Source organism: Streptomyces sp. NPDC043878 (assembly GCF_056435735.1).
Window position 1 is genome coordinate 120983 of record NZ_JBWKDW010000012.1, and the last position, 23483, is coordinate 144465.

18 protein-coding genes are annotated in these 23483 nt (G+C 71.1%); 13 read left to right on the top strand and 5 right to left on the bottom strand.

The features are described from left to right. Positions 1 to 58 precede the first annotated feature (58 nt). The 5 genes from AC07AZ_RS18495 (at position 59) to AC07AZ_RS18515 (ending at position 5486) form a co-directional block, all read left to right on the top strand. Positions 59 to 811, top strand: coding sequence for a GntR family transcriptional regulator (locus AC07AZ_RS18495; RefSeq protein ID WP_478848920.1), 753 nt, complete (start codon positions 59 to 61; stop codon positions 809 to 811). 338 nt (positions 812 to 1149) lie between these two features. Beyond that, positions 1150 to 1341, top strand: coding sequence for an SPOR domain-containing protein (locus AC07AZ_RS18500; RefSeq protein ID WP_478848922.1), 192 nt, complete (start codon positions 1150 to 1152; stop codon positions 1339 to 1341). 207 nt (positions 1342 to 1548) lie between these two features. Further along, complete coding sequence (locus AC07AZ_RS18505; protein WP_478849128.1) at positions 1549 to 2046, top strand: (deoxy)nucleoside triphosphate pyrophosphohydrolase; 498 nt, start codon at positions 1549 to 1551, stop codon at positions 2044 to 2046. Between the two features lie 110 nt (positions 2047 to 2156). After that, positions 2157 to 2585: an ATP-binding protein gene (locus tag AC07AZ_RS18510; protein WP_478848924.1), complete on the top strand. Its 429-nt coding sequence runs from the start codon at positions 2157 to 2159 to the stop codon at positions 2583 to 2585. A gap of 276 nt (positions 2586 to 2861) precedes the next feature. After that, the gene (locus AC07AZ_RS18515) at positions 2862 to 5486 is read left to right on the top strand and encodes a SpoIIE family protein phosphatase (protein ID WP_478848926.1); all 2625 of its coding nucleotides are present in this window, start codon (positions 2862 to 2864) and stop codon (positions 5484 to 5486) included. Positions 5487 to 5540: 54 nt separating this feature from the next. On the opposite strand, the gene AC07AZ_RS18520 is transcribed toward AC07AZ_RS18515, so the two are convergent. Next, entirely contained in the window at positions 5541 to 7358 is a 1818-nt protein-coding gene (locus tag AC07AZ_RS18520) for a hypothetical protein (RefSeq protein ID WP_478849130.1), read from the bottom strand. A 150-nt stretch (positions 7359 to 7508) separates the two neighbouring features. On the opposite strand from AC07AZ_RS18520, the gene AC07AZ_RS18525 reads away from it, so the two are divergent. Beyond that, the gene (locus AC07AZ_RS18525) at positions 7509 to 8714 is read left to right on the top strand and encodes a glycoside hydrolase family 18 protein (RefSeq protein WP_478848928.1); all 1206 of its coding nucleotides are present in this window, start codon (positions 7509 to 7511) and stop codon (positions 8712 to 8714) included. A 43-nt stretch (positions 8715 to 8757) separates the two neighbouring features. Then, the gene (locus tag AC07AZ_RS18530) at positions 8758 to 8961 is read left to right on the top strand and encodes a hypothetical protein (protein WP_478848930.1); all 204 of its coding nucleotides are present in this window, start codon (positions 8758 to 8760) and stop codon (positions 8959 to 8961) included. Here the strand turns inward: AC07AZ_RS18530 and AC07AZ_RS18535 are convergent. From AC07AZ_RS18535 to AC07AZ_RS18550, 4 genes are read right to left on the bottom strand one after another with little or no spacing between them, the layout of a single operon-like run. After that, on the bottom strand, positions 8942 to 9712 hold the full coding sequence (locus tag AC07AZ_RS18535) for a succinate dehydrogenase/fumarate reductase iron-sulfur subunit (RefSeq protein ID WP_478848932.1): 771 nt from the start codon (positions 9710 to 9712) through the stop codon (positions 8942 to 8944). The two genes, AC07AZ_RS18530 and AC07AZ_RS18535, sit on opposite strands and share 20 nt — an antisense overlap. Beyond that, entirely contained in the window at positions 9709 to 11676 is a 1968-nt protein-coding gene (locus tag AC07AZ_RS18540) for a fumarate reductase/succinate dehydrogenase flavoprotein subunit (protein ID WP_478848934.1), read from the bottom strand. Before AC07AZ_RS18540 ends, AC07AZ_RS18535 begins: the two co-directional genes overlap by 4 nt. Before the next feature lie 18 nt (positions 11677 to 11694). Next, positions 11695 to 12531, bottom strand: coding sequence for a hypothetical protein (locus AC07AZ_RS18545; RefSeq protein WP_478848936.1), 837 nt, complete (start codon positions 12529 to 12531; stop codon positions 11695 to 11697). Between the two features lie 19 nt (positions 12532 to 12550). Continuing rightward, the gene (locus AC07AZ_RS18550; RefSeq protein ID WP_356045917.1) at positions 12551 to 12841 is read right to left on the bottom strand and encodes a hypothetical protein; all 291 of its coding nucleotides are present in this window, start codon (positions 12839 to 12841) and stop codon (positions 12551 to 12553) included. 632 nt (positions 12842 to 13473) lie between these two features. Between AC07AZ_RS18550 and AC07AZ_RS18555 the strand changes: the two genes are divergently transcribed. The 6 genes from AC07AZ_RS18555 to AC07AZ_RS18580 all read left to right on the top strand — a co-directional run bounded on the left by AC07AZ_RS18555 (position 13474) and on the right by AC07AZ_RS18580 (position 23471). Next, on the top strand, positions 13474 to 15765 hold the full coding sequence (locus AC07AZ_RS18555; RefSeq protein ID WP_478848938.1) for an ABC transporter family substrate-binding protein: 2292 nt from the start codon (positions 13474 to 13476) through the stop codon (positions 15763 to 15765). 266 nt (positions 15766 to 16031) lie between these two features. Continuing rightward, positions 16032 to 17939, top strand: coding sequence for a translational GTPase TypA (gene typA / locus AC07AZ_RS18560; protein ID WP_478848940.1), 1908 nt, complete (start codon positions 16032 to 16034; stop codon positions 17937 to 17939). A gap of 439 nt (positions 17940 to 18378) precedes the next feature. After that, complete coding sequence (locus tag AC07AZ_RS18565; RefSeq protein WP_478848942.1) at positions 18379 to 19425, top strand: ABC transporter permease; 1047 nt, start codon at positions 18379 to 18381, stop codon at positions 19423 to 19425. Positions 19426 to 19524: 99 nt separating this feature from the next. Further along, positions 19525 to 21318 (top strand): ABC transporter substrate-binding protein, encoded by a 1794-nt coding sequence (locus AC07AZ_RS18570; RefSeq protein WP_478848944.1) that lies wholly within the window; start codon positions 19525 to 19527, stop codon positions 21316 to 21318. A gap of 98 nt (positions 21319 to 21416) precedes the next feature. Then, positions 21417 to 22394, top strand: a complete 978-nt coding sequence (locus AC07AZ_RS18575; RefSeq protein WP_478848946.1) for an ABC transporter permease — start codon at positions 21417 to 21419, stop codon at positions 22392 to 22394. A 15-nt stretch (positions 22395 to 22409) separates the two neighbouring features. Further along, positions 22410 to 23471: an ABC transporter ATP-binding protein gene (locus AC07AZ_RS18580; protein WP_478848948.1), complete on the top strand. Its 1062-nt coding sequence runs from the start codon at positions 22410 to 22412 to the stop codon at positions 23469 to 23471. The last annotated feature ends 12 nt before the right edge of the window (positions 23472 to 23483 follow it).

A 23483-nucleotide genomic window follows, 5' to 3' on the forward strand; every position in this document is an offset into this window, starting at 1 on the left:
CCGCCCAACCTACGGTTGCCACGCTGTTGCTATCTGTACAACCTGATGGGAGCGGCCAGTGACATTCGGTGAGCAGCCGGCGTATCTGCGCGTCGCGGGTGATCTTCGCAAGAAGATCGTCAACGGTTCGCTGCCACCGCACACCCGTCTCCCGTCGCAGGCCAGAATCCGCGAGGAGTACGGCGTCTCGGACACCGTCGCGCTGGAGGCGCGCAAGGTGCTCATGGCCGAGGGGCTGGTCGAGGGCCGTTCCGGCTCCGGCACCTATGTGCGCGAGCGTCCGGTGCCCCGGCTCATCGCCCGCTCCGGTTACCGTCCGGCCGGCGGTGCCACCCCCTTCCGGCAGGAGCAGGCGGACGCCGACGCCCGCGGGACCTGGGAGTCGAGCAGCGCGCAGGTCGAGGCGGGCGGCGCCGTCGCCGACCGGCTGGACATCCGGCCCGGCGACCGCGTGATGCGCACGAAGTACGTCTTCCGGGACGCGGGCGAGGTGGTCATGCTCTCCACCTCCTGGGAGCCCCTCGCCGTCACCGGCCGTACGCCGGTGATGCTTCCCGAGGAGGGCCCGCTCGGCGGCATGGGCGTGGTCGAGCGCATGGCCGCCATCGACGTCATCGTGGACAACGTCACCGAGGAGGTCGGCGCCCGTCCCGGTCTCGCCGAGGAGTTGCACGCCCTGGGCGGAGTTCCGGGCCATGTCGTCGTCGTCGTCCAGCGCACCTACTACGCCTCCGGGCGCCCGGTCGAGACGGCCGACGTGGTGATCCCGGCCGACCGATACCGCGTCGCGTACCACCTCCCAGTGAAGTAGCGCACACCCTCGCACCACCTTGCACACCCCTCCGGCAGTTGCCGCCGGCGTGGGACCCCCTCCGCGCCCACCTCCACGGCGTTGGGATTCAGCCGTTCTCGCAGGTCGACCGGTATGTGGACGGTATGCCGCTGACCGGATACGTCGATGTGCGGGGGCGGCGCGTTCCACTTCGTGCGCCCCCGTGAGGCCCGTCCGACCTGGCTGGTTGCGTACCTCTTTGTGAAAAGCCGTATTCGCTGCGTGAAGGTTGGGCGTAGGCTCGGGCATATGCGGATTGCGGTTTCCTTATCTGGCGGGGCACGGCAGAGGCCGCGGGCGGGAAGTGGAGGGTCGCGATGAACGACGGCACGATCACTCTTCCCTGGCTCGTCATACGCCAGGACGACAACGGCAATCGCTACCGCGTGGGGCGGTACGCGACCCGCGCCGAGGCCCAGAAGATCGCCGACAGCCTCGACAGCCGCGGACACAAGCAGCTGTACTGGGTCGAGCGGATCGGCCCGAACGGCACGGGCGCCGACGCCTGACCGTTCGACCGGCGCCGCCCCACACCCGCCGTGCCCCGTCCCCGCAGCCGAGTTCACGCGGCCCCCGTCCGTGCGGCCGAGTTCACGGTTCACGAGAGCTCCGTCCCGTGGTCGAGTTCGTACGGCCCCGGCAGTCCGGGTGTGCGCGGCCGCCGTCCCGGCGCTCGCTTCCCGCCGCTCCCCGCTAGGCTCCGGCGCATGACGCCGATGAGCGAACGGATCGTGGTGGTGGGAGCCGCCCTGCTCGACGGAGGCCGGCTGCTCGCCGCGCGCCGCAGCGCTCCCCCCGAACTGGCCGGCCGCTGGGAACTGCCCGGCGGCAAGGTGGAGTCGGGCGAGACACCCGAGGCGGCCCTCGTGCGCGAACTGCGGGAGGAGCTCGGCGTCGACGCAGAGCCCGTCGAACGGATCCCGGGGGAGTGGCCCCTGCGGCCGCCGTACGTTCTCCGGGTGTGGACCGCCCGGCTGCTGCCCGGCTCCGCCGACCCCGAGCCCCTCCAGGACCACGACGAACTCCGCCGGCTGACCCCCGCCGACATCTGGAGCGTCGACTGGCTGGACCAGGACGTGCCCGCCGTACGCGAGGTACTGGCCCGCCTCCGGGCGGAAGCCGAAGCCGGGAGGCGGACGGAGACGGACACCCGGACGGACACCGGGGCCGGGGCGCGGGCGGGGGGCATCGGCGGCAACGCGGCCGGCGGGTGAGCCCGGGCGAGCGCCCTCGTACGCCGTTCGTGCCACAGTGCGCCCTCAAGGGCGGTACTCGTGCCTGGATATCGGGTATCTGCCCATTAACCCCATGAAACCGGACATGGGTGGGCTCGTTGGGCTGGGAAGTGATCGGCGTGATCGACAGCGAGGGCGACCGCGCCGAGTGGACCTTCCCCGCGGACCCGGGCGCCGTCCGTGACGCCCGGGCCGCCGTCCGTGGCCGGCTGCGCGACTGGGGCCTCGACAGCCTCGCCGATCTCACCGCGCTGCTGGTCAGCGAGCTGGTCACCAACGCGCTGCGGCACGCCACCGGCCCCATCGGGGTGAGCCTGGTGCGCCCGGCCGCTCTCGGCGACGTACTGCGGGTGGAGGTCTCCGACCCGATCCCGGACCCGCCGCGGGAGCGCGCCGCCCGGCCCGAGGACGAGAGCGGCCGCGGTCTCCAGCTGGTCGCCCACACGTCCCGGCGCTGGGGCACCCGGCCCGGAGGCGCGGGCAAGACCGTGTGGTTCGAGCTCGCGGTGCCAGGATGAACCGGGTGGCCCGGCAGCGCCGGCGCGGGGGCTGTACGGACCCGTCCGCGCTGTCGAGCGACTGGTTCAGGCCAGTGGCGGTTGTCGACGGGTGGGATTCGATGACGTGTCCGCTGGTTAGAAGACTGGAAGTGTTGTCGCGGCTCGGACCGAAAACCATCGGGACCGTGCTGTGATCGTGAACACCGTGTTGTGCGGAGCCGTAGTGCTGGATACTGCGGGCAGCCGCCGCCGGTGACCGGTGCCGGACGCGGTGAGCTGGAGGGGACGGTTCGCGTGAGCGAGATACCAGCGAAGGCCACGGAGTCCGAGGACCCGTCGGACGGTGCTGGAGCGGAGGTCGTGGATGCTGCCGCGATGGGAGTCCGCCCCGGCGAGACGCCGCCCGGCGACGCCCTGTGGCAGAGCAGCCCGCCCGGCTCGATCTACGACTACATCAAGGTCGCGTCCTTCTCCATCGGGCCCGACGGGCTCGTCGACCAGTGGAGCCTGCGCGCCGAGCAGCTCTTCGGCATCCCCGCCGGGCACGCGGTCGGCATGGACCCCATCGAGGCGTTCATCGACCCGCACCGCCGCGAGGAGGGCCAGCGCAAGATGGCCGAGATCCTCGACGGCCGCGAGTGGACCGGCGTGGTGCCCTTCCGGCTGCCGGACACCCCCGGGGGCGAGCCCGGCCACGAGGGCCTCGCCGAGGTGTACGTCATGCCGACGCGGACGGAGGAGGGCGAGAAGGCCGCCGTCTGTATCGTCGTCGACGTGCGTACCCTGCGCAGCATCGAGACGGACCTCGCCGCCTCGCAGGCGATATTCGGTCAATCTCCCTTCGGCTTCCTGCTGATCGACCCCGATCTGCGGGTGCGCCGCGCCAACCAGCGGTTCGCGTCGATCTTCGGCGGCACGCCCGACGACCACCGCGGTCGCGGTGTCCACGACTACCTGCCGCGCTCCGAGGCCGAGCGGGTCGCCGCGACCCTGCGCCGGGTCCTGGAGACCGGCGACTCCATCACGGACATGCACGTCACGGGCTTCGTGCCGGGCTCCGAGGAGCGCCGTCACTGGTCCGTCAACCTCTACCGCGTGCACAGCGGCACCGGCCGCCCCATCGGGGTCGCCTGGCTCGGGACCGACATCACCGCCCGCCGCGCCGCCGCCCGAGAGGCCGCCGCCGCCCGGCGCAACCTCGCCCTGCTGAACGACGCCGGGGCCCGCATAGGCAACTCCCTCGACCTGGAGACCACCGCCCGCGAACTCCTCGACGTCGTGGTGCCCGGCTTCTGCGACCTCGCCACCGTCGACCTGTACCAGGGTCTGCTGGCCGGCGACGAGACCCCGCCGGGCCTCGCCGACGGCAGTGCCGAACTGCGCCGCGTCGCATTCGCCAGCGCCGTCTCGGACGCGCCCTTCGTCGGTGGCGGCGCGCCCGTCGCGGTCGGCGCCGTCCACCACTACCCGTTCAACTCCTCCTGCGCGGACGCCCTGCGCACCGGCCGGCCGCAGTTCGTCCCCGCCGAGGAGGGCGGCGTCGTCCAGTCCACGCTGGCCGTGCCGATGGTCGCCCACGACACGGTCGTGGGACTGGCGCAGTTCGCGCGGACGAAGGGCAGCGAGCCGTTCGGCGACCGGGACCGCGACCTCGCGGTGGAGCTGGCCGCGCGGGCCGCCGTCTGTATCGACAACGCCCGCCTGTACCGGCGCGAGCACGAGCGGGCGCTGATCCTGCAGCGGTCCCTGCTCCCGCCCGGCGACCCGGTCGCCTCCGGCCTGGACATCGCCTGCCGCTACCTGCCCGGCAACTCCTCCTCCGACCGGCCCAGCGAGGTCGGCGGCGACTGGTTCGACGTCATCGAACTCCCCGGACACCGCACGGCGTTGGTCGTCGGTGACGTCATGGGGCGCGGACTGCGCGCGGCGGTCGCCATGGGTGAACTGCGGTCCGCCGTCCGCACGCTGGCCCTGCTCGACCTCGAACCGGCCGAGGTGCTCTCCGCGTTGGACGAGATCGCGCGCGGACTCGGCGCCCCCGGCGGTGTCCAGCAGGCCACCCGCTCGGCCCGCCGGCCCCGCGAGGCGGACCTGCTGGAGGTGTACCTCGCGACCTGCGTGTACGCCGTCTACGACTCGGTGACCCGCAGGTGCACCTTCGCCAACGCCGGCCACCTGCCGCCCGTCCTGGTCGAACCGGGCGAGGACGCGCTGATGCTCGACGTGCCCCCGGGCATGCCGCTCGGTGTCGGCGGCGAGCCGTTCGAGGAGGTCGAGGTCGAGCTGCCCGAGGGTGCGCTGCTGGCGCTCTACACGGATGGACTGGTCGAGTCGCGCGACCACCCGCTCGACGAGGGCCTCCAGGCGTTCGTGGGCGCACTCACCGACCCCTCCGCCCCGCTGGAGGACGTCTGCGACCACGTTCTCAACACCCTCGACACCCACCACGGCGAGGACGACATCGCCCTGCTGATGGCCCGCGTCCAGGGGCTGCCCGCCGGATCCGTCGGCGACTGGACGCTGCCGCGCGAGCCGCGCAGCGTGGGGCGCGCCCGCGAACAGGCCCGCCGGCAGCTGCTCGAATGGGACCTGGAACCCCTCGTCGACACGACGGAGCTGCTGGTCAGCGAGCTGGTGACGAACGCCCTGCGGTACGGCGAGGGCGAGATCAGACTGCGGCTGCTGCTGGACCGCACGCTGGTGTGCGAGGTCTGGGACTCGGGTCTGGTCCAGCCGCGCCGCCGCCGCGCCCGCGACACGGACGAGGGTGGACGCGGCCTGCAACTGGTCGGCCTGCTCAGCGCGGCCTGGGGTTCGCGCCGCACACCGCGCGGCAAGACGGTGTGGTTCGAACTCCCCCTGCCCGACGGCGAGAACGGCCTCGCGGACCCGGCGGAGGCGTTGCTGAGCCTGTTCTGAGCGCGCCGCGCGACGGTCGCCGGGGCCGGACGACGCGGGGAGGACGGACGCGCGTCACGGCGCGGGCTCCGGGCCGTCCGGCGGGTCAGCGGCCCGCGCGGTTCCGGTGCCACCGGGGGTCCTCGGCTCGGCCCGCCGCGCGCTGTCCGGGGTTCCCGTACCTTCCGGGGTTTCCGTACCTTCAGGGGGCTCAAGTGGCTGCGCGGATTCCGGTGTCCGCCGGTCGGTGAGCCCGCGCCGGGCCCGGGTGGCCGGCCCGCCGAAGCTCGCGGACGGGCCGCCGTCCGGCTCCCCGCCGAGAAGGATGCCGCCGAGGACGGCCCCGCCCACCCCGGTGGTGTGCTCCGCCGCGCCGACGGCCGGGGTGCCGTGCGTCCGCACGTCCTGTTCGGCGAGTGCGCGGGCCCGCCGGGCCAGGGCGTCCGCCGTCGGACACCGCTCGTGCTCCTCCGCGCCGAGCTGGCTGTACGGCGCCGAGGGGGCCGGGAGCGCGAGCAGCCGTTCCGCCTCAGCCAGCAGGGTGCGGGCCGCGCCGCCCACCGCACCCCGGTGCGTCCCGACGAACCCGGCCGTGAGGGCGGTGGCACTGCGGGCCGTGAGGGCGGCGGCCGCCGCCAGTACCCCGGTCCGCCCGGTGCCCACCGGCGCGACGGCCCGTTCGATCCGCCGGAGCGCGTCGAGCGGGTCGTAGGGCCCGGCGGTCAGCTCCTCCCGTACGGCGGCCAGGACGGCGTCCGCGTGCAGGACGCGGGAACGCAGCGCGGAGACGGGCGGATCCGTGTCGCCGCCGGGCGTACCGGCGGGCCCGTCCGGCGTGCCGGGAGCGCCGGCCGGCGGCATCGACTGCTCCCGGGCACCCGCGATCTCCGCCTCCGCGCCCGTGAGCGCGGCCGGCACCAGCCGTGCGGCCGCCGTCAGTTCGGCGGCGAGCCGGTCGACGCCGTCCAGGAACTCCGCGGCCTGCGCCACGGCACCCTCGGCGGCGCGCACCTGGCGGGCGGCGTCGGCCGGCTCGCCCAGATCGGCGGCCTGCCGGGCCTGGTTGAGCCGGAAGGTCGCGAACACCAGGCGGTCCCGGGCCTGTTCCACATGGCCGGTCACGGGGACGGTGGCGGCGGGGGTGAACCGGCCGGCCAGCCCGGCGAGGACGGCGTCCGCGGCCCCGGTGCGGCCCGCCAGCTCCCGGAAGCGGGACTCGGCGGCCTCCAGGGCCGGGGCGGCCGCCCGTTCCAGGCCGCGCAGTCGGTCGAAGTCTGCGGCCTCGGCGTCCAGCCGCCGCCCCGCCTCCTGACACCGCCCCACGATCCCGGTGAGCGCGTGCCGCCGCGACGGCTCGTCCGCCGGGACCCCTTCGTCGTACTGCCGGCGCATCCGGAAGGCGGCCGACAGCTCGGCCTCCGCGTCCCGTACGGCCCGGGCGAAGGGGGCCGCGGGGGGCGCCCCCGAACGGGCCTGGGCGAAGCCGAGTTCCTCACGGCTGGTGCGGAGGCAGTCGTCGGCCTCGGCGAGCAGTGCGAGGGCCCGCGCGTCGAGGTCGTCGAGCGGCGAGGGAGGCGGTACGGCGGGGGCGGCGCCCGGAGTCGTACGGGTGCGGGCCCGCCGGGTGCGCCGTACGTAGCCGTAGCCGGCGAGCGCGCCGACCGCCGCGACCACGACCAGGGGCAGGACGAGGTCGGCTGTGGACGTCTCGTCCTCCTGGGCCGCGGCGGCCACCGGGGTCCGCGCGGCCCGTACGGTCGCAACCGGAGCGTCGGTACTGATCGTCATCCAGGGCAGCACCAGCCACACGACCCCGGCCGCGACGCCGAGCAGGGCGTGCGCCACCCGCACGGATATGTGCGTGTTCGCGCGCCGCGGGCGGCCCCGGCTCATGGATGACGTCACGTTTCGGAGCGTATGAGCAGGAATCGACCGGCGCGACCGGGGCGCGTCCGGGGTGGGGTACGCGGGGCACGAGGACGCGGGAGAGGACGACGTGGGAGGGAACGGGGATGGGTGGGGACGGCGTGGGAGGGGACGGGGATGGGTGGGGACGGCGTGGGGGCGGAACGTACGGCGGCGACCGGCACGGGGGCCGGGGAGACGAGGGGGGATCCGCGGCAGGCGGACCCGCACGGCCCGGACGGACAGCAGCCCCACACTGAGGCCCCCGCCCCCGAGGCCCCCGACACCCAAGCCGCCCCACCCCTCAGCCGCCACCGCCCCCGCCCCAGCCCCCGCACCCCCTGGCCCCGCCGTCTCCGCCGTACCGCCTTCGTCCTGGTCCTCGTCCTCCTGCTGCCGGCGCTCGCCGCGGCCGTCGCCCTCCGGGTGAACTACGCGGGGGACCCGGCCGACGGGACGTACACACGTGACCGGGACGCGCTCTGGCTCGGGCACGCCTGGGTCGACGGGCGGAAGAAGGACGCGGATCTCGCCGCGCTGGCCCGCCGGCTCGGCGACACCGGCATCCACGACCTGTACGTGCACGCGGGTCCCCTGGAGCACGACGGCACGCTGCCCAGGTCGGCCTACTCCCACGCACGGTGGTTCATCGACGGGGTGCGCCGGGAGCTGCCCGGCGTCCGGGTGCAGGCCTGGCTGGGTGACGTGCTCGCGACGGAGGGCCCCGACGGCATGCGCCTCGAACGCGCGGCGACCCGTGCGGCCGTCGTCACCTCCACGCGCCAGATCCTCGCCGCCGGCTTCGGCGGCGCCCACTTCGACCTGGAGCCGCTGCACTCCGGCGACCGCGACTACCTCACGCTCCTCGACTCCCTGCACCGCGTGACGAAGGCGCACGGCGTGCCACTGTCCGTGGCGGCCCACCAGATCGACCCGCTCCCGGCGTTCCACTCCCTCGCGGGCGCGATCACCGCACACCCCAAGTGGTGGTCGCAGGCGTTCTTCGGCGAGGTCGCGCGCCGCGTCGACCAGATCGCCGTCATGTCGTACGACACGGCCCTGCCGCTGGAGAGTCTGTACGGCGGCTACGTCGCCGAGCAGACCTCCCTGGCCCTGGAGGTCACCCCGCCGTCGACCGGCCTGCTGATGGGGCTGCCGTTCTACTACGAGGACAACATGGACCACCACGGGAACGCCGAGACCGTGGCCGCCGCCGTCCGCGGAGTCCGCCTCGGCCTGTCCCGCACGGACGCCGGCCGCGCCCGCTTCGGCGTCGCGCTGTACGTCGACTTCGCGGCCACGGAGGCGGACTGGACGGCGTACCGGGAGGACTGGGCGCGCTGAGACCCGCCTGACGGCGGCCGGGCGGGGTGCGAGGATCCGGCGGGTGACCTCCACCCGAGCGCCCCTCACCCGCACCGACCTGTCCCCCCTCGCCCGGGCGGCCGCCGGCCCGGGCCCCGATCATGTCCTCCCGACCGCCGACGACCGGCCGGCGCTGATCGACATCGAAGGGCTCATGTACTTCGACGGGGCGGGGCCGGGGCAGCCCGGTGGCAGGGAGGCCGGTCCTAGGGGCGGCGTCTGGTGATCTTCGAGCCCAGCCACACCAGGGGGTCGTACTTGCGGTCGGCCGCTCGTTCCTTCAGGGGGATCAAGGCGTTGTCCGTGATCTTGATGCCCTCGGGGCAGACCTCGGTGCAGCACTTGGTGATGTTGCAGTAGCCGAGGCCGTGTTCGTCCTGCGCGGTGCGTTTGCGGTCCAGGCCGGACGCGTCGGCCTCGTCCAGGGGGTGCATGTCGAGCTCCGCGACCCGCATGAGGAAACGGGGGCCGGCGAACGCCGTCTTGTTCTCCTCGTGGTCGCGCACGACATGGCAGGTGTCCTGGCACAGGAAGCACTCGATGCACTTGCGGAACTCCTGCGGACGGTCCACGTCCTCCTGCATCATGCGGTACTCGCCGGGGCCCACACCCCGCGGCGGTACGAAGGCCGGGACCTCCCTGGCCTTCTGGTAGTTGAAGCCGACGTTCGTCACCAGGTCGCGGATCACCGGGAAGGCCCGCAGCGGGGTGACCGTGATGGTCTCCGCCCGGTCGAACACCGACATGCGGGTCATGCACAGCAGCCGGGGCCGTCCGTTGACCTCCGCGGAGCAGGAACCGCACTTGCCCGCCTTGCAGTTCCAGCGCACGGCGAGATCCGGCGCCTGGGTGGCCTGGAGGCGGTGGATGATGTCGAGGACGACCTCACCGTCGTTCACCTCGACCTCGAAGTCCTCCAGGCCGCCGCCCTTCACGTCGCCGCGCCACACCTTGAAGCGGGCCTCGTAGCTGCTCACTCGTAGAGCTCCTCTTCGGCGAGGTACTTGACCAGCTCCTCCTTCTCGAAGAGGGCGAGCAGGTCCGGGCGGACGGGTTCGGTGGTCTCACGGGAGAGGTCGATCTGGCCGCGCACCGGATCCAGCGCCGTCGGCTCGACCGCGGGGTCGACCAGCCGGCACAGCAGGTTGACGCGGCGCCACGCCCGGTCCATCGACGGGTGGTCCTCGCGCGTGTGGCCGCCGCGTGACTCGGTGCGCTCCAGTGCGGCCCGGGCCACGCACTCGCTGACCAGCAGCATGTTCCGCAGGTCCAGGGCCAGGTGCCAGCCGGGGTTGAACTGCCGGTGGCCCTCGACGCCGGCCCGCCGGGCCCGTACCCGCAGCTCCGCAAGTTTCTCCAGCGCCTGCTCCATCTCGGCCTCGCGGCGGATGATCCCGACGAGGTCGTTCATCGCCTGCTGGAGCTCCTGATGGAGGGTGTACGGGTTCTCCGGCGGGCGTCCGTCGTCCGCGCCGGGCGCCGGGCCCTCCGCGGAGAAGGGCCGCAGGGCCTCGGCGGCGGCCGCGTCGACCTCGACGTCGTCCACCGCCGGCCGGCCGGCGGCCGGACCGGTCGCGTACTCCGCCGCGTGCCGGCCCGCGCGCCGGCCGAACACCAGCAGGTCGGAGAGCGAGTTTCCGCCCAGGCGGTTGGAGCCGTGCATGCCGCCGGCCACCTCGCCGGCCGCGAACAGCCCGGGCACGCCGCGGGCCGCCGCCGACTCCGAGTCGACCGCGATGCCGCCCATCACGTAGTGACAGGTCGGGCCGACCTCCATCGCCTCCGCCGTGATGTCGACGTCGGCCAGCTCCTTGAACTGGTGGTACATCGACGGCAGTCGGCGCCGGATGACCTCGGCGGGCATGCGCGTCGACACGTCGAGGAAGACACCGCCGTGGGGGGAGCCACGGCCCGCCTTCACCTCGGAGTTGATCGCGCGGGCGACCTCGTCACGGGGGAGCAGTTCCGGTGGCCGCCGGTTGTGGTCCGGGTCCTCGTACCAGCGGTCGCCCTCCTCCTCCGACTGCGCGTACTTCTCCTTGAAGACGTCGGGGACGTAGTCGAACATGAACCGTTTCCCGTCGGAGTTCCGCAGCACCCCGCCGTCGCCGCGCACCGACTCGGTGACGAGGATGCCCTTCACCGACGGCGGCCAGACCATGCCGGTCGGGTGGAACTGCACGAACTCCATGTTCAGCAGGGGCGCTCCGGCGAGCAGCGCCAGCGCGTGCCCGTCGCCGGTGTACTCCCACGAGTTCGACGTCACCTTGAAGGACTTGCCGATGCCGCCGGTCGCGATCACCACGGCGGGCGCCTCCAGGACGAGGAAACGGCCCGACTCGCGCTCGTAGGCGAAGACACCGCTCACCCGGCCCGCGGCGGAGCCGCCGTCGGACGCCGTGTCCTTGAGGACCCGGGTGACCGTGCACTCCTGGTAGACCTTCAGCCGCGACTCGTAGTCCCCGGTCTCGCGGTGGTCCTCCTGCTGCAGTGAGACGATCTTCTGCTGGAGCGTCCGGATGAGTTCCAGGCCCGTGCGGTCCCCGACGTGCGCGAGACGCGGGTACTCGTGGCCGCCGAAGTTGCGCTGGGAGATCCGGCCGTCCTTCGTACGGTCGAACAGCGCTCCCCAGGTCTCCAGCTCCCACACCCGGTCCGGCGCCTCCCGGGCGTGCAGTTCGGCCATCCGCCACTGGTTGAGGAACTTGCCCCCGCGCATGGTGTCGCGGAAGTGGACCTCCCAGTTGTCGCCGGAGTTCACGTTGCCCATCGCGGCCGCGATGCCGCCCTCGGCCATCACGGTGTGCGCCTTGCCGAACAACGACTTGCAGATCACCGCCGTACGGGCGCCCCGTTCGCGCGCCTCGATCGCGGCGCGCAGCCCGGCACCGCCGGCCCCGACCACGACGACGTCCCACTCCTGCCGATCCACCACGGACATCAGAGGACCCCACTCAATCTAGAAGAAGCGCGGATCGTCGAAGGCACCGGACGCGACCAGGAAGACGTAGAAGTCGGCGGCCGCCACGCTCACCAGCGAGGCCCAGGCCAGCGCCATGTGACGGGCGTTCAGCCGGCCGACCCACTGCCACATCCGGTAGCGCACGGGATGTCTGGAGAAGTGCTTGAGCTTGCCGCCGACGATGTGCCGGCAGGAGTGGCAGGAGAGCGTGTACGCCCAGATCAGCCCGATGTTGACCAGGAAGACGAGGGTGCCGAGGCCCATGTGGCCCCAGTGGTAGTGCTCGTCGCGGAAGGAGAGCGCGGTGTCGTAGGTCAGCACACCGGCGACCAGGAGCGCCGCGTAGAAGAAGTACCGGTGGATGTTCTGCAGGATCAGCGGGAAGCGGGTCTCGCCGGTGTACTTCCTGTGCGGCTCGGCCACCGCGCAGGCCGGGGGCGAGGCCCAGAAGCCCCGGTAGTAGGCCTTGCGGTAGTAGTAGCAGGTCAGGCGGAAGCCGAGCGGGAAGACCAGGATGATGATCGCGGGGGAGATGCCCCACCAGCTGCCGAACAGGTCCCCGTTGGGGCCGGCGTGCATGGTCCGGCAGCGCTCCGCGAGACACGGCGAGTAGAACGGCGAGACGTACGGCGCCGCGTAGTAGTCGGTGTCGGCGAAGGCCCGCCAGGTCGAGTACACGATGAAGGCGAGCAGACCGGCGGCGGTGGCGGCCGGCGCCAGCCACCAGCGGTCGGTGCGCAGGTGCGGGGCGTCGATCGCGGCGCGCGTACCGCCGCGTACGCCGCCGCTGGGCGGATGGGACTCCGTGCCGGGGGGTTCCGTACCAGTGGCCAAGTCATGACTCCGGTCGGGTTCAGGGGGCGTGCCGGTCGCGGGCGCCGAGACCCTCGTCGTCCGAGTCCGTCCACAGGCTGTTGTCGTACGGGGTGTCGGGGATGGAGACGAGGTCCGGCCGCCGTGGTCCGCCGAGCGCGGGAGCGGCCTCGCGCAGCAGCGCGACGCTTTCGCGCAGGTGGTCGGTGTCGGCGCGGACGCGGCGCATCTCCAGGCCGCCCCTGCCGAGCTGCTGCTCCAGGCGCTTCACGGACCGGTTCAGGTCCTCGAGGCAGCGCTGGACTGATGTCAGGTCGTCGTGCACGGACATGACGTGACCTCGCTTCCGTGGGCCGTCGGCCCTTGGGTGGCAACGTTCATGCGCCTGCGAGTGTTGCGCGTCACACCTGCCGGTGGGAACCCGTGTGCACGGATTGGCGGATCGTGACCGTCCGGGCGCCCCGGCCGCACCCCGGCCGCACCCCGGCGCGCGCCGGGGCCCGGGTGTCCGGCGGTGCGTTCCGGTGGCGGGGCGCCGGGGTGTCGCGCGGTGCGTGGCCCAGGGGCCGGGTGTCGCGCGGTGCGTGGACCGTCCGGCCCGGGTGTCGCGCGGTGCGGTGCCTGCCGGGCCCGGGTGTCGCGCGGTGCGGTGCCTGCCGGGCCCGGGTGTCACGCGGCGCCTTCTCCGTCGGGCCGGGTGTCGCGCGGCGCGTCCCGTGGCGGACCTGTCGGGAGCGGTCCTACGACGAGTCGCGCGCCCCCTCCGCGCTCCGCCCGTATGCCCGCTCCCGCACGCCTCCCGACCGCCCCCGTTGCGCCGCACGGGTGGGTTTCGGGCCTGTCGCCGCCGTGTCGCCGCTCGCTGCTGAACCCTTTCCTCTTCAGTGGCCGCATACATCTGATCAGCTCCATATACCGCCAAACGTGATCCAAACCGGCGGTCCATCACCGGAGGTAGACGGGATGTCCCACGACGGCGTCGGACTGCGCGCGGTCATGCGCTCGGTCGCCTTCCTCACCGCGGGCGCGCTCGCGGTGCCCCTGCTGGCGGCCTGCAGCGCGAAGGACGAGGCGGGCAGGCCACTCGCCGGACAGGACCTCGCGCCCGCCGCGCGTGACCTGGTCACCGACGGCGGCACCCTCAACTGGGCGGTGGACGACGTACCGGAGACGCTGAACACCTTCCAGTCGGACGCCGACGCGGCCACCAGCCGGGTCGCGCAGGCGGTGCTGCCGTCCCTGTACCGGCTCGACGCGAGCGGCCGGCCGCAGCTGAACCCGGCGTACCTGGAGTCGGCGAAGGTCGTCGACACCGAGCCGAAGCAGGTCGTCCTGTACAAGCTCGACCAGCAGGCCGTCTGGAGCGACGGCCGCGAGATCGGCGCCGCCGACTTCGCCGCCCAGTGGCGGGCCCTGTCCGGCAAGGACAACGCCTACTGGACCGCGCGCAACGCCGGTTACGACCGGATCGAGAAGGTCGAGCGCGGCGCCAACGACCTGGAGGTCAGGGTCACCTTCAAACGGCCGTACGCCGACTGGCGTTCGCTGTTCTCGCCGCTGTACCCGAAGGACGTCATGGGCACCCCCGACTCCTTCAACGACGGGGCCCGGCGGAAGCTGAAGACCACCGCCGGGCCGTTCGCCGTGAAGAAGGTCGACCGCAAGGAGGGGCGGATCACCCTCGTCCGCAACCCGCGCTGGTGGGGCCGGCCGGCCAAGCTGTCCGAGATCGTGCTGCGTGCCGTACCGCGTGACAAGCGGACCGCCGCGCTGGCCGCGGGCACCGTCGACATGGCGGACGTCGACTCCACCGAGGCCCGGAGCATCGCCCTCGCCGGGCGCGCCGGCGGCAGCGGCACGAGCACCCCGCTCCAGGGCCCGGGCCACAAGCAGGCCGAGAAGGCCGAGAGAGCAGGAAAGGCCGAGAAGGCCGAGAAGGCCAAGGGTGCCGAAAAGTCCAAGAAGGACGAAAAGGGCGAAAAGGCCGAGCCCCTCACCAAAGCCGCGCGGCTCCGCAAGGAGTTGCGGGACTTCGAGGTCCGCAAGTCGCTGGAACCCGCCTACACCCAGCTCGCTCTCAACGGCGCCGGCGGTCCGCTCGCCGACGAGCGGGTCCGCCGGGCCGTGGCCCGCGCCCTGGACCGCGCGGAACTGGCCCGGGTCGTGCTGAAGCCGCTCGGTCTGCCCGCCGTGCCCGTCGGCAGCCACCTCGCGCTCTTTGGGCAGGCCGCGTACGCGGACGGCAGCGGGGCGCTGGGCGGCCAGGACACCGCGGAGGCTCAGGCACTGCTCGCCGACGCCGGCTGGGTGCCCGGCGGCCCGCTCAAGGAGGGAAAGAAGAAGGGCGAGAAGGCGGCCGGCGCCAAGGGCGAGAAGACCAAGAACGAGAAGACCAAGAAGGAGAAGGCCAAGGGCGACGAGGCCGAGGACGACTCCTCGGACGGCGACGACGGCACGTACATCGTCGGCGAGGACGACAAGGCGCGCGGCGAGGCCCCCGGGGAGCAGGACAGGGAGCCGGGGGACCACGCGAACAAGCACCGGCAGACGAGCGAGCGGGCCGGCGGCACGAGCGAGGAAGGCCCGCGGCACCTCGCGCAGGACGCCGGGCAGTACAGGCCGCTGGTGCCGCAGGGCGCCTACGCCCCGAAGGGCACCGCCGTCCCGGTGGGCGCCGTGGCCGGGCCGCTCGCCAAGGACGGCAAGCCCCTGACGCTCCGTTTCGTGCTCCCCTCAGGCCCCGGCTCCGACTCGCTGCGCGCGGTCGCCGCCCGCGTCAGCCGCATGCTGGAGCGCGTCGGCATCCGTACCGAGATCACCAAGGTCTCCGACGAGAGCTACTTCAAGGACCACATCGCGGCCGGCCAGTACGACCTCGCGCTGTACTCCTGGCCCGCGTCGGCCTTCCCCGCCACCGACGCCCGCCCCGTCTACGCCAAGCCGGTCCCGGCCGCCGACGGCTCGCTGAACGTCGAGCAGAACTACACCCGCGTCGGCACCGACCAGGTCGACCAGCTGTTCGACCGGGCGCTGGGCACGCTGGACGAGGACGAGAACCGCAGCCTGATCCGCAAGGCGGATTCCCGCATCTGGGCCGCGGCGGGCTCCATCCCCCTCTACCAGCGCCCGCAGCTGACGGCCGTCCGCAGGACCGTGGTCAACGCGGGTGCCTTCGGTTTCCAGACACCGGTGTACGAGGACATGGGCTTCCTCAAGAAGGGCGCGAAGCCCTCGGCGAGCCCGTCGGTGAGCTGACCGGCCGGATTCCGGATGGTGGCGGTCGCCGCCCGCGTCGCGCGGGGGGCGGCCGCACCCCTGTGCCCGGGCGGGTTTCCGGGCACAGGGAGACGTCTGACCGGGGGTGACGCGGTACGGGGGCCCGCGCCACCGAAGCCCGGCGCGCCCCAGTGTCGGCGGCCCCGTACCATGGGGTAAGGCCGTGGCGTGTCCAGCCCGGCAGGGTCCGCGTAGCACTGACGTACGCGCAGGCCGTCCACTCACTTCGGGAGAAGCGCCTCTATATGGCCACGCGCCACGACATCCGCAACGTTGCCATCGTCGCCCACGTCGACCATGGCAAGACCACCCTGGTCGACGCCATGCTCAAGCAGGCCGGTGCCTTCGCCGCGCACGCCGCCGAGTCGCTCGACGACCGCATGATGGACTCGAACGACCTGGAGCGTGAGAAGGGCATCACGATCCTGGCCAAGAACACGGCCGTGAAGTACCACCCCAAGGATGGCGGCGACGTCATCACGATCAACATCATCGACACCCCCGGCCACGCCGACTTCGGTGGTGAGGTCGAGCGCGGTCTGTCGATGGTGGACGCGGTCGTGCTGCTGGTCGACGCCTCCGAGGGCCCGCTGCCGCAGACCCGCTTCGTGCTGCGCAAGGCGCTGCAGGCCCGCCTGCCCGTCATCCTGTGCATCAACAAGACGGACCGCCCCGACTCGCGCATCGACGAGGTCGTGAACGAGGCGTACGACCTCTTCCTCGACCTCGACGCCGACGAGGAGCAGATCGAGTTCCCGATCGTCTACGCGTGTGCGCGTGACGGTGTCGCCTCGCTGACGAAGCCGGAGGACGGCACCGTCCCGGCCGACAGCGACAGCCTGGAGCCGTTCTTCTCCACGATCCTCTCGCACGTCCCGGCTCCGGAGTTCGACGAGGCCGCCCCGCTCCAGGCGCACGTCACCAACCTGGACGCCGACAACTTCCTCGGCCGTATCGCGCTGCTGCGCGTCGAGCAGGGTGAGCTGCGCAAGGGCCAGACCGTCACCTGGATCAAGCGCGACGGCACCATGTCCAACGTGCGTATCACCGAGCTGCTGATGACCGAGGCGCTCACCCGCAAGCCCGCGGAGAAGGCGGGCCCCGGTGACATCTGCGCGGTCGCCGGTATCCCGGACATCATGATCGGTGAGACGCTCGCCGACCCGGAGAACCCGATCCCGCTGCCGCTGATCACGGTCGACGAGCCGGCGATCTCGATGACCATCGGTACCAACACCTCGCCGCTGGTCGGCCGGGGCGGCACCGGCAAGGGCGCGGAGAACAAGGCCGCGGTCAAGGACCGCAAGGTCACCGCCCGTCAGGTGAAGGACCGTCTGGACCGCGAGCTGGTCGGCAACGTCTCGCTGCGCGTCCTGGACACCGAGCGTCCCGACGCCTGGGAGGTGCAGGGCCGCGGTGAGCTGGCGCTGGCCATCCTGGTCGAGCAGATGCGCCGTGAGGGCTTCGAGCTGACCATCGGCAAGCCGCAGGTCGTCACCAAGACCGTCGACGGCAAGGTGTACGAGCCGGTCGAGCGCATGACGATCGACGTGCCCGAGGAGCACATGGGCGCGGTCACGCAGCTCATGGGTGTCCGCAAGGGCCGGATGGACAACATGTCGAACCACGGCTCCGGCTGGGTCCGCATGGAGTTCGTGGTGCCCTCCCGCGGTCTCATCGGCTTCCGTACCGAGTTCCTGACCGGCACGCGCGGCACGGGCATCGCCCACTCCATCCACGAGGGCCACGAGCCGTGGTTCGGCACGCTGACGACCCGTAACAACGGCTCGCTGGTCGCCGACCGGGCAGGTGCCGTCACCGCGTTCGCGATGACGAACCTCCAGGAGCGCGGTGTGCTGTTCACCGACCCCGGCACCGAGGTGTACGAGGGCATGATCGTCGGCGAGAACTCGCGCTCCGACGACATGGACGTGAACATCACCAAGGAGAAGAAGCTCACGAACATGCGGTCGTCCTCGGCCGACTCGTTCGAGGCGATCGTCCCGCCGCGCAAGCTGTCGCTGGAGCAGTCGCTGGAGTTCTGCCGTGACGACGAGTGCGTCGAGGTGACCCCGGAGGCGGTTCGCATCCGCAAGGTGAACCTGGACGGCCGCGAGCGCGCCCGCGCCGCCAGCCGCGCCAAGAACGCCTGACCCGGCCCCGGGAGGCCGTCGGAGACACCCTGCCGACCCGGCCGTCCGCTGAGCGGACGGCCGGGCTTTCGGCGTGCTCGTGGAGGGTGAGTATTTTCACCCGGTCCGGGTGCGGGAGGGTCTGGCGAGGGGTGTTTCCGCGCCGGTTCACAGGGCCCTCATTGGCTGTTCGGTAATCGGTGATCCAGCGATCAAGTTTCGGACATGTAAACAGAAATCTCTTCCTGAATGCCCGATTTGACGGGTTGCCACGGCTCGTGTCAAGCGCGTACAGATGTCAATCTTTGCAATTTTTGCTCAAAATATGGACCGTAGGGAGATCCCTGTGTCTTCCGCCCTTGACGCGCGTTGACTCGCATGGCGAAAGTTCCCCCAAACCACAGAACCTGCCGGTATCTGTGCTGCGCACAACTCTCAACCCCCCGGGGGAAGAACAAACATGACCAGTCCAGCCAAGGCTGAGGGCACCGGGCCGTCGATCGCCTTGGACCCCGAGCTCGAGACGAACCCCGAGCCCGCCAAGGGCGAGAAGAAGCTCGAGGGCCGTTCTCCCGGCCAGTTGATGTGGCAGCGCTTCAAGCGTGACCGTACCGGTGTCATCTGCGCCGTGGTAGTGATTTTGTACTTCGCCGTGTCGCTGCTCGCGCCGCTGCTGGTCAAGCTGAGCGGCACCGACCCGTACACGCTGTACGGGCAGGACCCGACCTACGCGGACAAGCCGATCCTCGACCAGTTCGGACTCCCTCTCGGCTACTTCGGCGGGGTCTCGGGGGACCACTGGTTCGGTGTCGAGCCGCAGCTCGGCCGCGACCTGTTCGCCATGCTGGTCTACGGCATGCGGACGTCGCTGTTCATGGCGCTGGGCGTGACGGTCCTGCTGATGGTCACCGGCGTGATCATCGGTCTGATCGGCGGTTACTTCGGCGGCCGGACCGACTACTGGATCGGCCGGGTCACCGACTTCTTCCTCTCGTTCCCGCAGCAGCTGTTCTTCATCGCCTTCATGCCCGTGGTCACCGCGTTCTTCGTCGACCCGCGGGAGGAGACCCCCACGTACTTCCGCGCCCTGGCGATGCTGATCGTGCTGTGGCTGCTGGGCTGGATGGGCATGGCCCGGCTGGTGCGCTCGACCGTGCTGTCCCTGCGTGAGCGGGAGTTCGTCGAGGCCGCCAAGGTCTCCGGCGCCTCCCCGGCGCGGATCGTCCGCAAGGAGATCCTGCCGAACGTGGTGACGCCGATCCTGGTGCAGTTCACCTACACGCTGCCCAGCACCATCCTCACCATCGCCTTCCTCTCCTTCGCCGGCGTCGGGTTCGTCGAACCCACCCCGGACTGGGGACGACTGTTCGCCGCCGCTGCCAACTACACGCAGCAGGACCCGGCGTTCCTCTTCTTCCCCGGACTGGCGCTGGTGATCTTCGTCCTGGCCTTCAACCTCCTCGGAGACTCGGTCCGGGACGCTTTCGACCCCAAGTCCGGGCGCTGAACCGTCCATTGGTGGGGGGTGGCTGCCGCCCCCGCGTCGGCCTACCAGCCGCGTCAGGCAGTACTCATGGATAACAACCGACAGGTAGGTATTCGCCACATGAAGTCCATCAGCTCGCGCAGAGCGCGCTCCATCGTCATAGCGCTCGCAGCCGGTTCCCTCGCGCTCACGGCCTGCTCGAAGAACGAGGGCGGCAAGTCCAACGAGGACGCCAAGAAGGACCAGAAGCAGGCTTCGGTCCAGTCGAAGGCGGTCACCTACGCCGACGCCGCGGGCTCGACCGGTCCCGCCGAGGAGGTCACCGGTGCCAAGACCGGCGGCACCATCGGCGTGTACCAGGAGGCGGGCCTCTCCCACCTGGACCCGGGTCAGATCTACGTCTCCGACGCCGGCCAGGTCGCCAACCTGCTCTTCCGTCGCCTGACCCAGTTCAAGGAGGACGGCAAGGGCGGCGTCTCGGTCGTGGGTGACCTCGCGACCGACGCGGGCAAGTCCTCGGACGGCGGCAAGACCTGGACCTTCACGCTGAAGGACGGCATCAAGGACGAGAAGGGCGCGGCCATCACGTCCGCCGACGTCCGCCACACCGTCGAGCGCCTCTACGCGAAGTTCATCTTCGACGGCCCCACCTACCTGCAGACCTGGCTGAGCGGCGCCGACTACCGCAAGGCGCTGCCGGACGGCGGCTTCGGCAAGAAGCACCTGCCGGCCTCGGTCCTGGACACCCCGGACGCCAAGACGGTCGTCTTCCACTTCGACACCGCGCGCCCGGACCTGCCGCAGACGCTGGCCATGGCCGGCTACGGCATCGTCCCGGCGAAGACGGACACGAAGGAGAAGTACGACAAGGCCCCGGTCGCCACCGGTCCGTACAAGATCGTCTCGAACAAGGTCGGCAAGGAGCTCGTCCTCGAGAAGAACACGAACTGGGACCCGAAGACCGACTCCGTGCGCCACCAGTACGCGGACGGCTTCGACTTCCAGTTCGGCGTGACCGAGTCGACCCAGACCAAGCGTCTGATCGCCGACCAGGGCAAGGACAAGAACGCCATCCAGCTCACCGCCGGCGTCGAGGCCACGCAGATCCAGGACGTCATCGGCAACCCGAAGGTCAGCAGCCGCACGGTCAAGGGCTACCAGCCCTACGTCATGCAGCTGACGTTCAACCTCGACCGCGTCAAGGACCTGAAGGTCCGCCAGGCCATCACCTACGCGGTGAACTCCAAGTCGCTCATCGCCGGTGAGGGCGGTGTCTACGGCGGCGACGTGGCCCCGAACTACTTCGCCCCGACCCTGCCGGGCTACGAGGCCAAGTACGACCCCTACGGCCGTCTGAAGACCCCGCAGGGCAACATCGCGAAGGCCAAGGAGCTCCTCGCGGGCGTCCCCGCCGCCGAGAAGAAGGTCGTCTTCGCGTACTCCAACAGCGAGCCGGGCCAGAAGCGCAAGGTCGCCATCGAGGACGCCCTCACCAAGGTCGGCTTCGACGTCGTCTCCAAGGAGGTCGACGCGGCGAGCTACTACGAGCAGATCGGCAAGCTCGACAACCCGTACGACATGTACATCTCGGGCTGGGGCCAGGACTGGCCGTCGCCGTCCACGGTCGTCACGCCGGTCTACGACGGTGAGCAGGTCGCCGACGGTGCGCCGAACTACTCCCACGTCAAGGACCCGAAGGTCGACGCCCTCATCAAGAAGGCGCTGAGCGAGGACCCGACCGTGGCCGCCAAGACGTGGAAGGAAGCCCAGCACTACCTGCTGGAGAAGGTCGTCCCGGCCGCCCCGCTCTGGTACACCAAGCAGTTCCAGCTCTCCGGCTCCAACATCGGCGGTGCCCGCTACGGCTCGGTGTCCAGCCTCATCGACATCACCCGCCTGTACGTGAAGTCGTAACTCTCTACGGCTGATCGCGGGGGTGCGCACCAGGCGGAGCGCACCCCCGCACCTCCGTGAAACCTCCCACCGTCTCCGCAGAGAGCAGCCCTCCCGCCATGCTTCAGTTCATTCTTCGGCGCACGGTCGGTGCCGTCGTCACCCTGTTCCTCATCGGCGCCGCCACGTTCTTCCTGTTCGTCGCCACGCCCTCCGACTACGCCTCGCTGGCCTGTGGCAAGGACTGCTCGCCCACGAGACTGGAGGAGATCCGTCAGGCCCTCGGCCTGAACCTCCCGATACACCAGCAGTTCTGGGACTTCATGACCGGCATCTTCATGGGTCGTGACTACCCCACCGGGCACTGCAACGCGCCCTGCCTCGGCCAGTCGTTCTACTCGGGCGACATGGTCTGGTCGACCATCATGGACCGCTTCCCGACCACCCTCACGCTCACCGCGGGTGGCGCGATCGTGTTCGTCGTCGTCGGTGTCGGCGCCGGCATGATCGCCGCGTACCGGCGCGGGACGATGATCGACAAGGTCGCCACCGGTGTGTCGATGGTGCTCAGCTCGTTCCAGATCTACGTGCTCGGCCCGATCGTCCTGCTGATCTTCGTCTACAGCACGGGCTGGATGGACAACCCCCAGTACCACCCGATCACCGAGGACCCCTGGGCCTGGTTCACGGGCATGCTGCTGCCCGTGCTGGTGATGGCCACCATCTTCACCGCGCAGTACACCCGTATGGCGCGCTCCTCGATGATCGAGCAGCTCGCCGAGGAGCACGTGCGCACCGCCCGCGCCAAGGGCATGTCGCAGAAGTACGTGTTCTTCCGCTACGCCTGGCGCGGCTCGCTGATCCCGATCGTCACCGTCCTGGGCATCGACATCAGTTCCATGCTCGGCGGCGCCGTGGTCACCGAGCTCACCTTCTCGCTCCAGGGAATCGGCCGTCTCGCCGTGGACGGCGCGGTCCACAAGGACCTGCCGCTCACCATGGGCGTCATGCTGTTCGGTGCCTTCTTCATCCTGATCGTCAACATCCTCACCGACATCGCGTACGCCTACATCGACCCGCGCGTCCGGCTCTCCTAGGAAGAACGAACCACCGTGACCACACTGACCAAGACCGAGGACGCGCCGGCCCCGACCGGTCCGGAGAGCTTCCTCTCGGTGCGTGATCTGAAGGTGCAGTTCTCCACCGAGGACGGCATCGTCAAGGCGGTCGACGGCCTCTCCTTCGACGTCGAGCGCGGCAAGACCCTGGGCATCGTCGGCGAGTCGGGATCCGGCAAGTCGGTCACCAACCTGACCGTCCTCGGCCTGCACAACCCGCGGAACACCACCGTCGACGGCGAGATCGTCCTCGACGGCAAGGAACTCGTCACCGCCACCGAGCGGGAGCTGGAGCAGCTCCGCGGCAACAAGATGGCGATGATCTTCCAGGACCCGCTGACCGCCCTCTCGCCGTTCTACACGGTGGGCCGCCAGCTGTCCGAGCCGTTCATGAAGCACCGCGGCGCCTCCAAGAAGGAGGCGAAGGACCGTGCCGTCCAGATGCTGGAGAAGGTCGGCATCCCGCAGCCCAAGACGCGCTTCGACGACTACCCGCACCAGTTCTCCGGCGGCATGCGCCAGCGCGCGATGATCGCCATGGCGCTGATGTGCGACCCCGACCTGCTGATCGCCGACGAGCCGACCACCGCGCTCGACGTGACCGTGCAGGCGCAGATCCTCGACCTGCTCAAGGACCTCCAGCAGGAGTTCGGCTCCGCGATCGTCTTCATCACCCACGACCTCGGCGTCATCTCCAACATGGCCGACGACCTACTGGTGATGTACGCCGGCCGGGCCGTGGAACGCGGCTCCGTGCGAGAGGTCCTGGGCGAGCCCAAGCACCCGTACACGTGGGGTCTGCTGAGCTCGATGCCCCGCCTCGACGGCGACATCAACGAGGTGCTGGAGCCGATCCCCGGCTCGCCGCCCTCGCTGCTCAACCCGCCGTCCGGCTGCCCGTTCCACCCGCGGTGCGTCTTCCGGAGCGAGGTGCCGGGGACCCTGTGCACCGACGTCCGGCCGCCGCTGGGCGAGGGGCGCGCCTCCGCGTGCCACCTGACGCCCGAGCAGAAGCAGACCATCTTCATCGACAAGATCCAGCCCCGGCTGCGCTAGGGAGATCCGAGA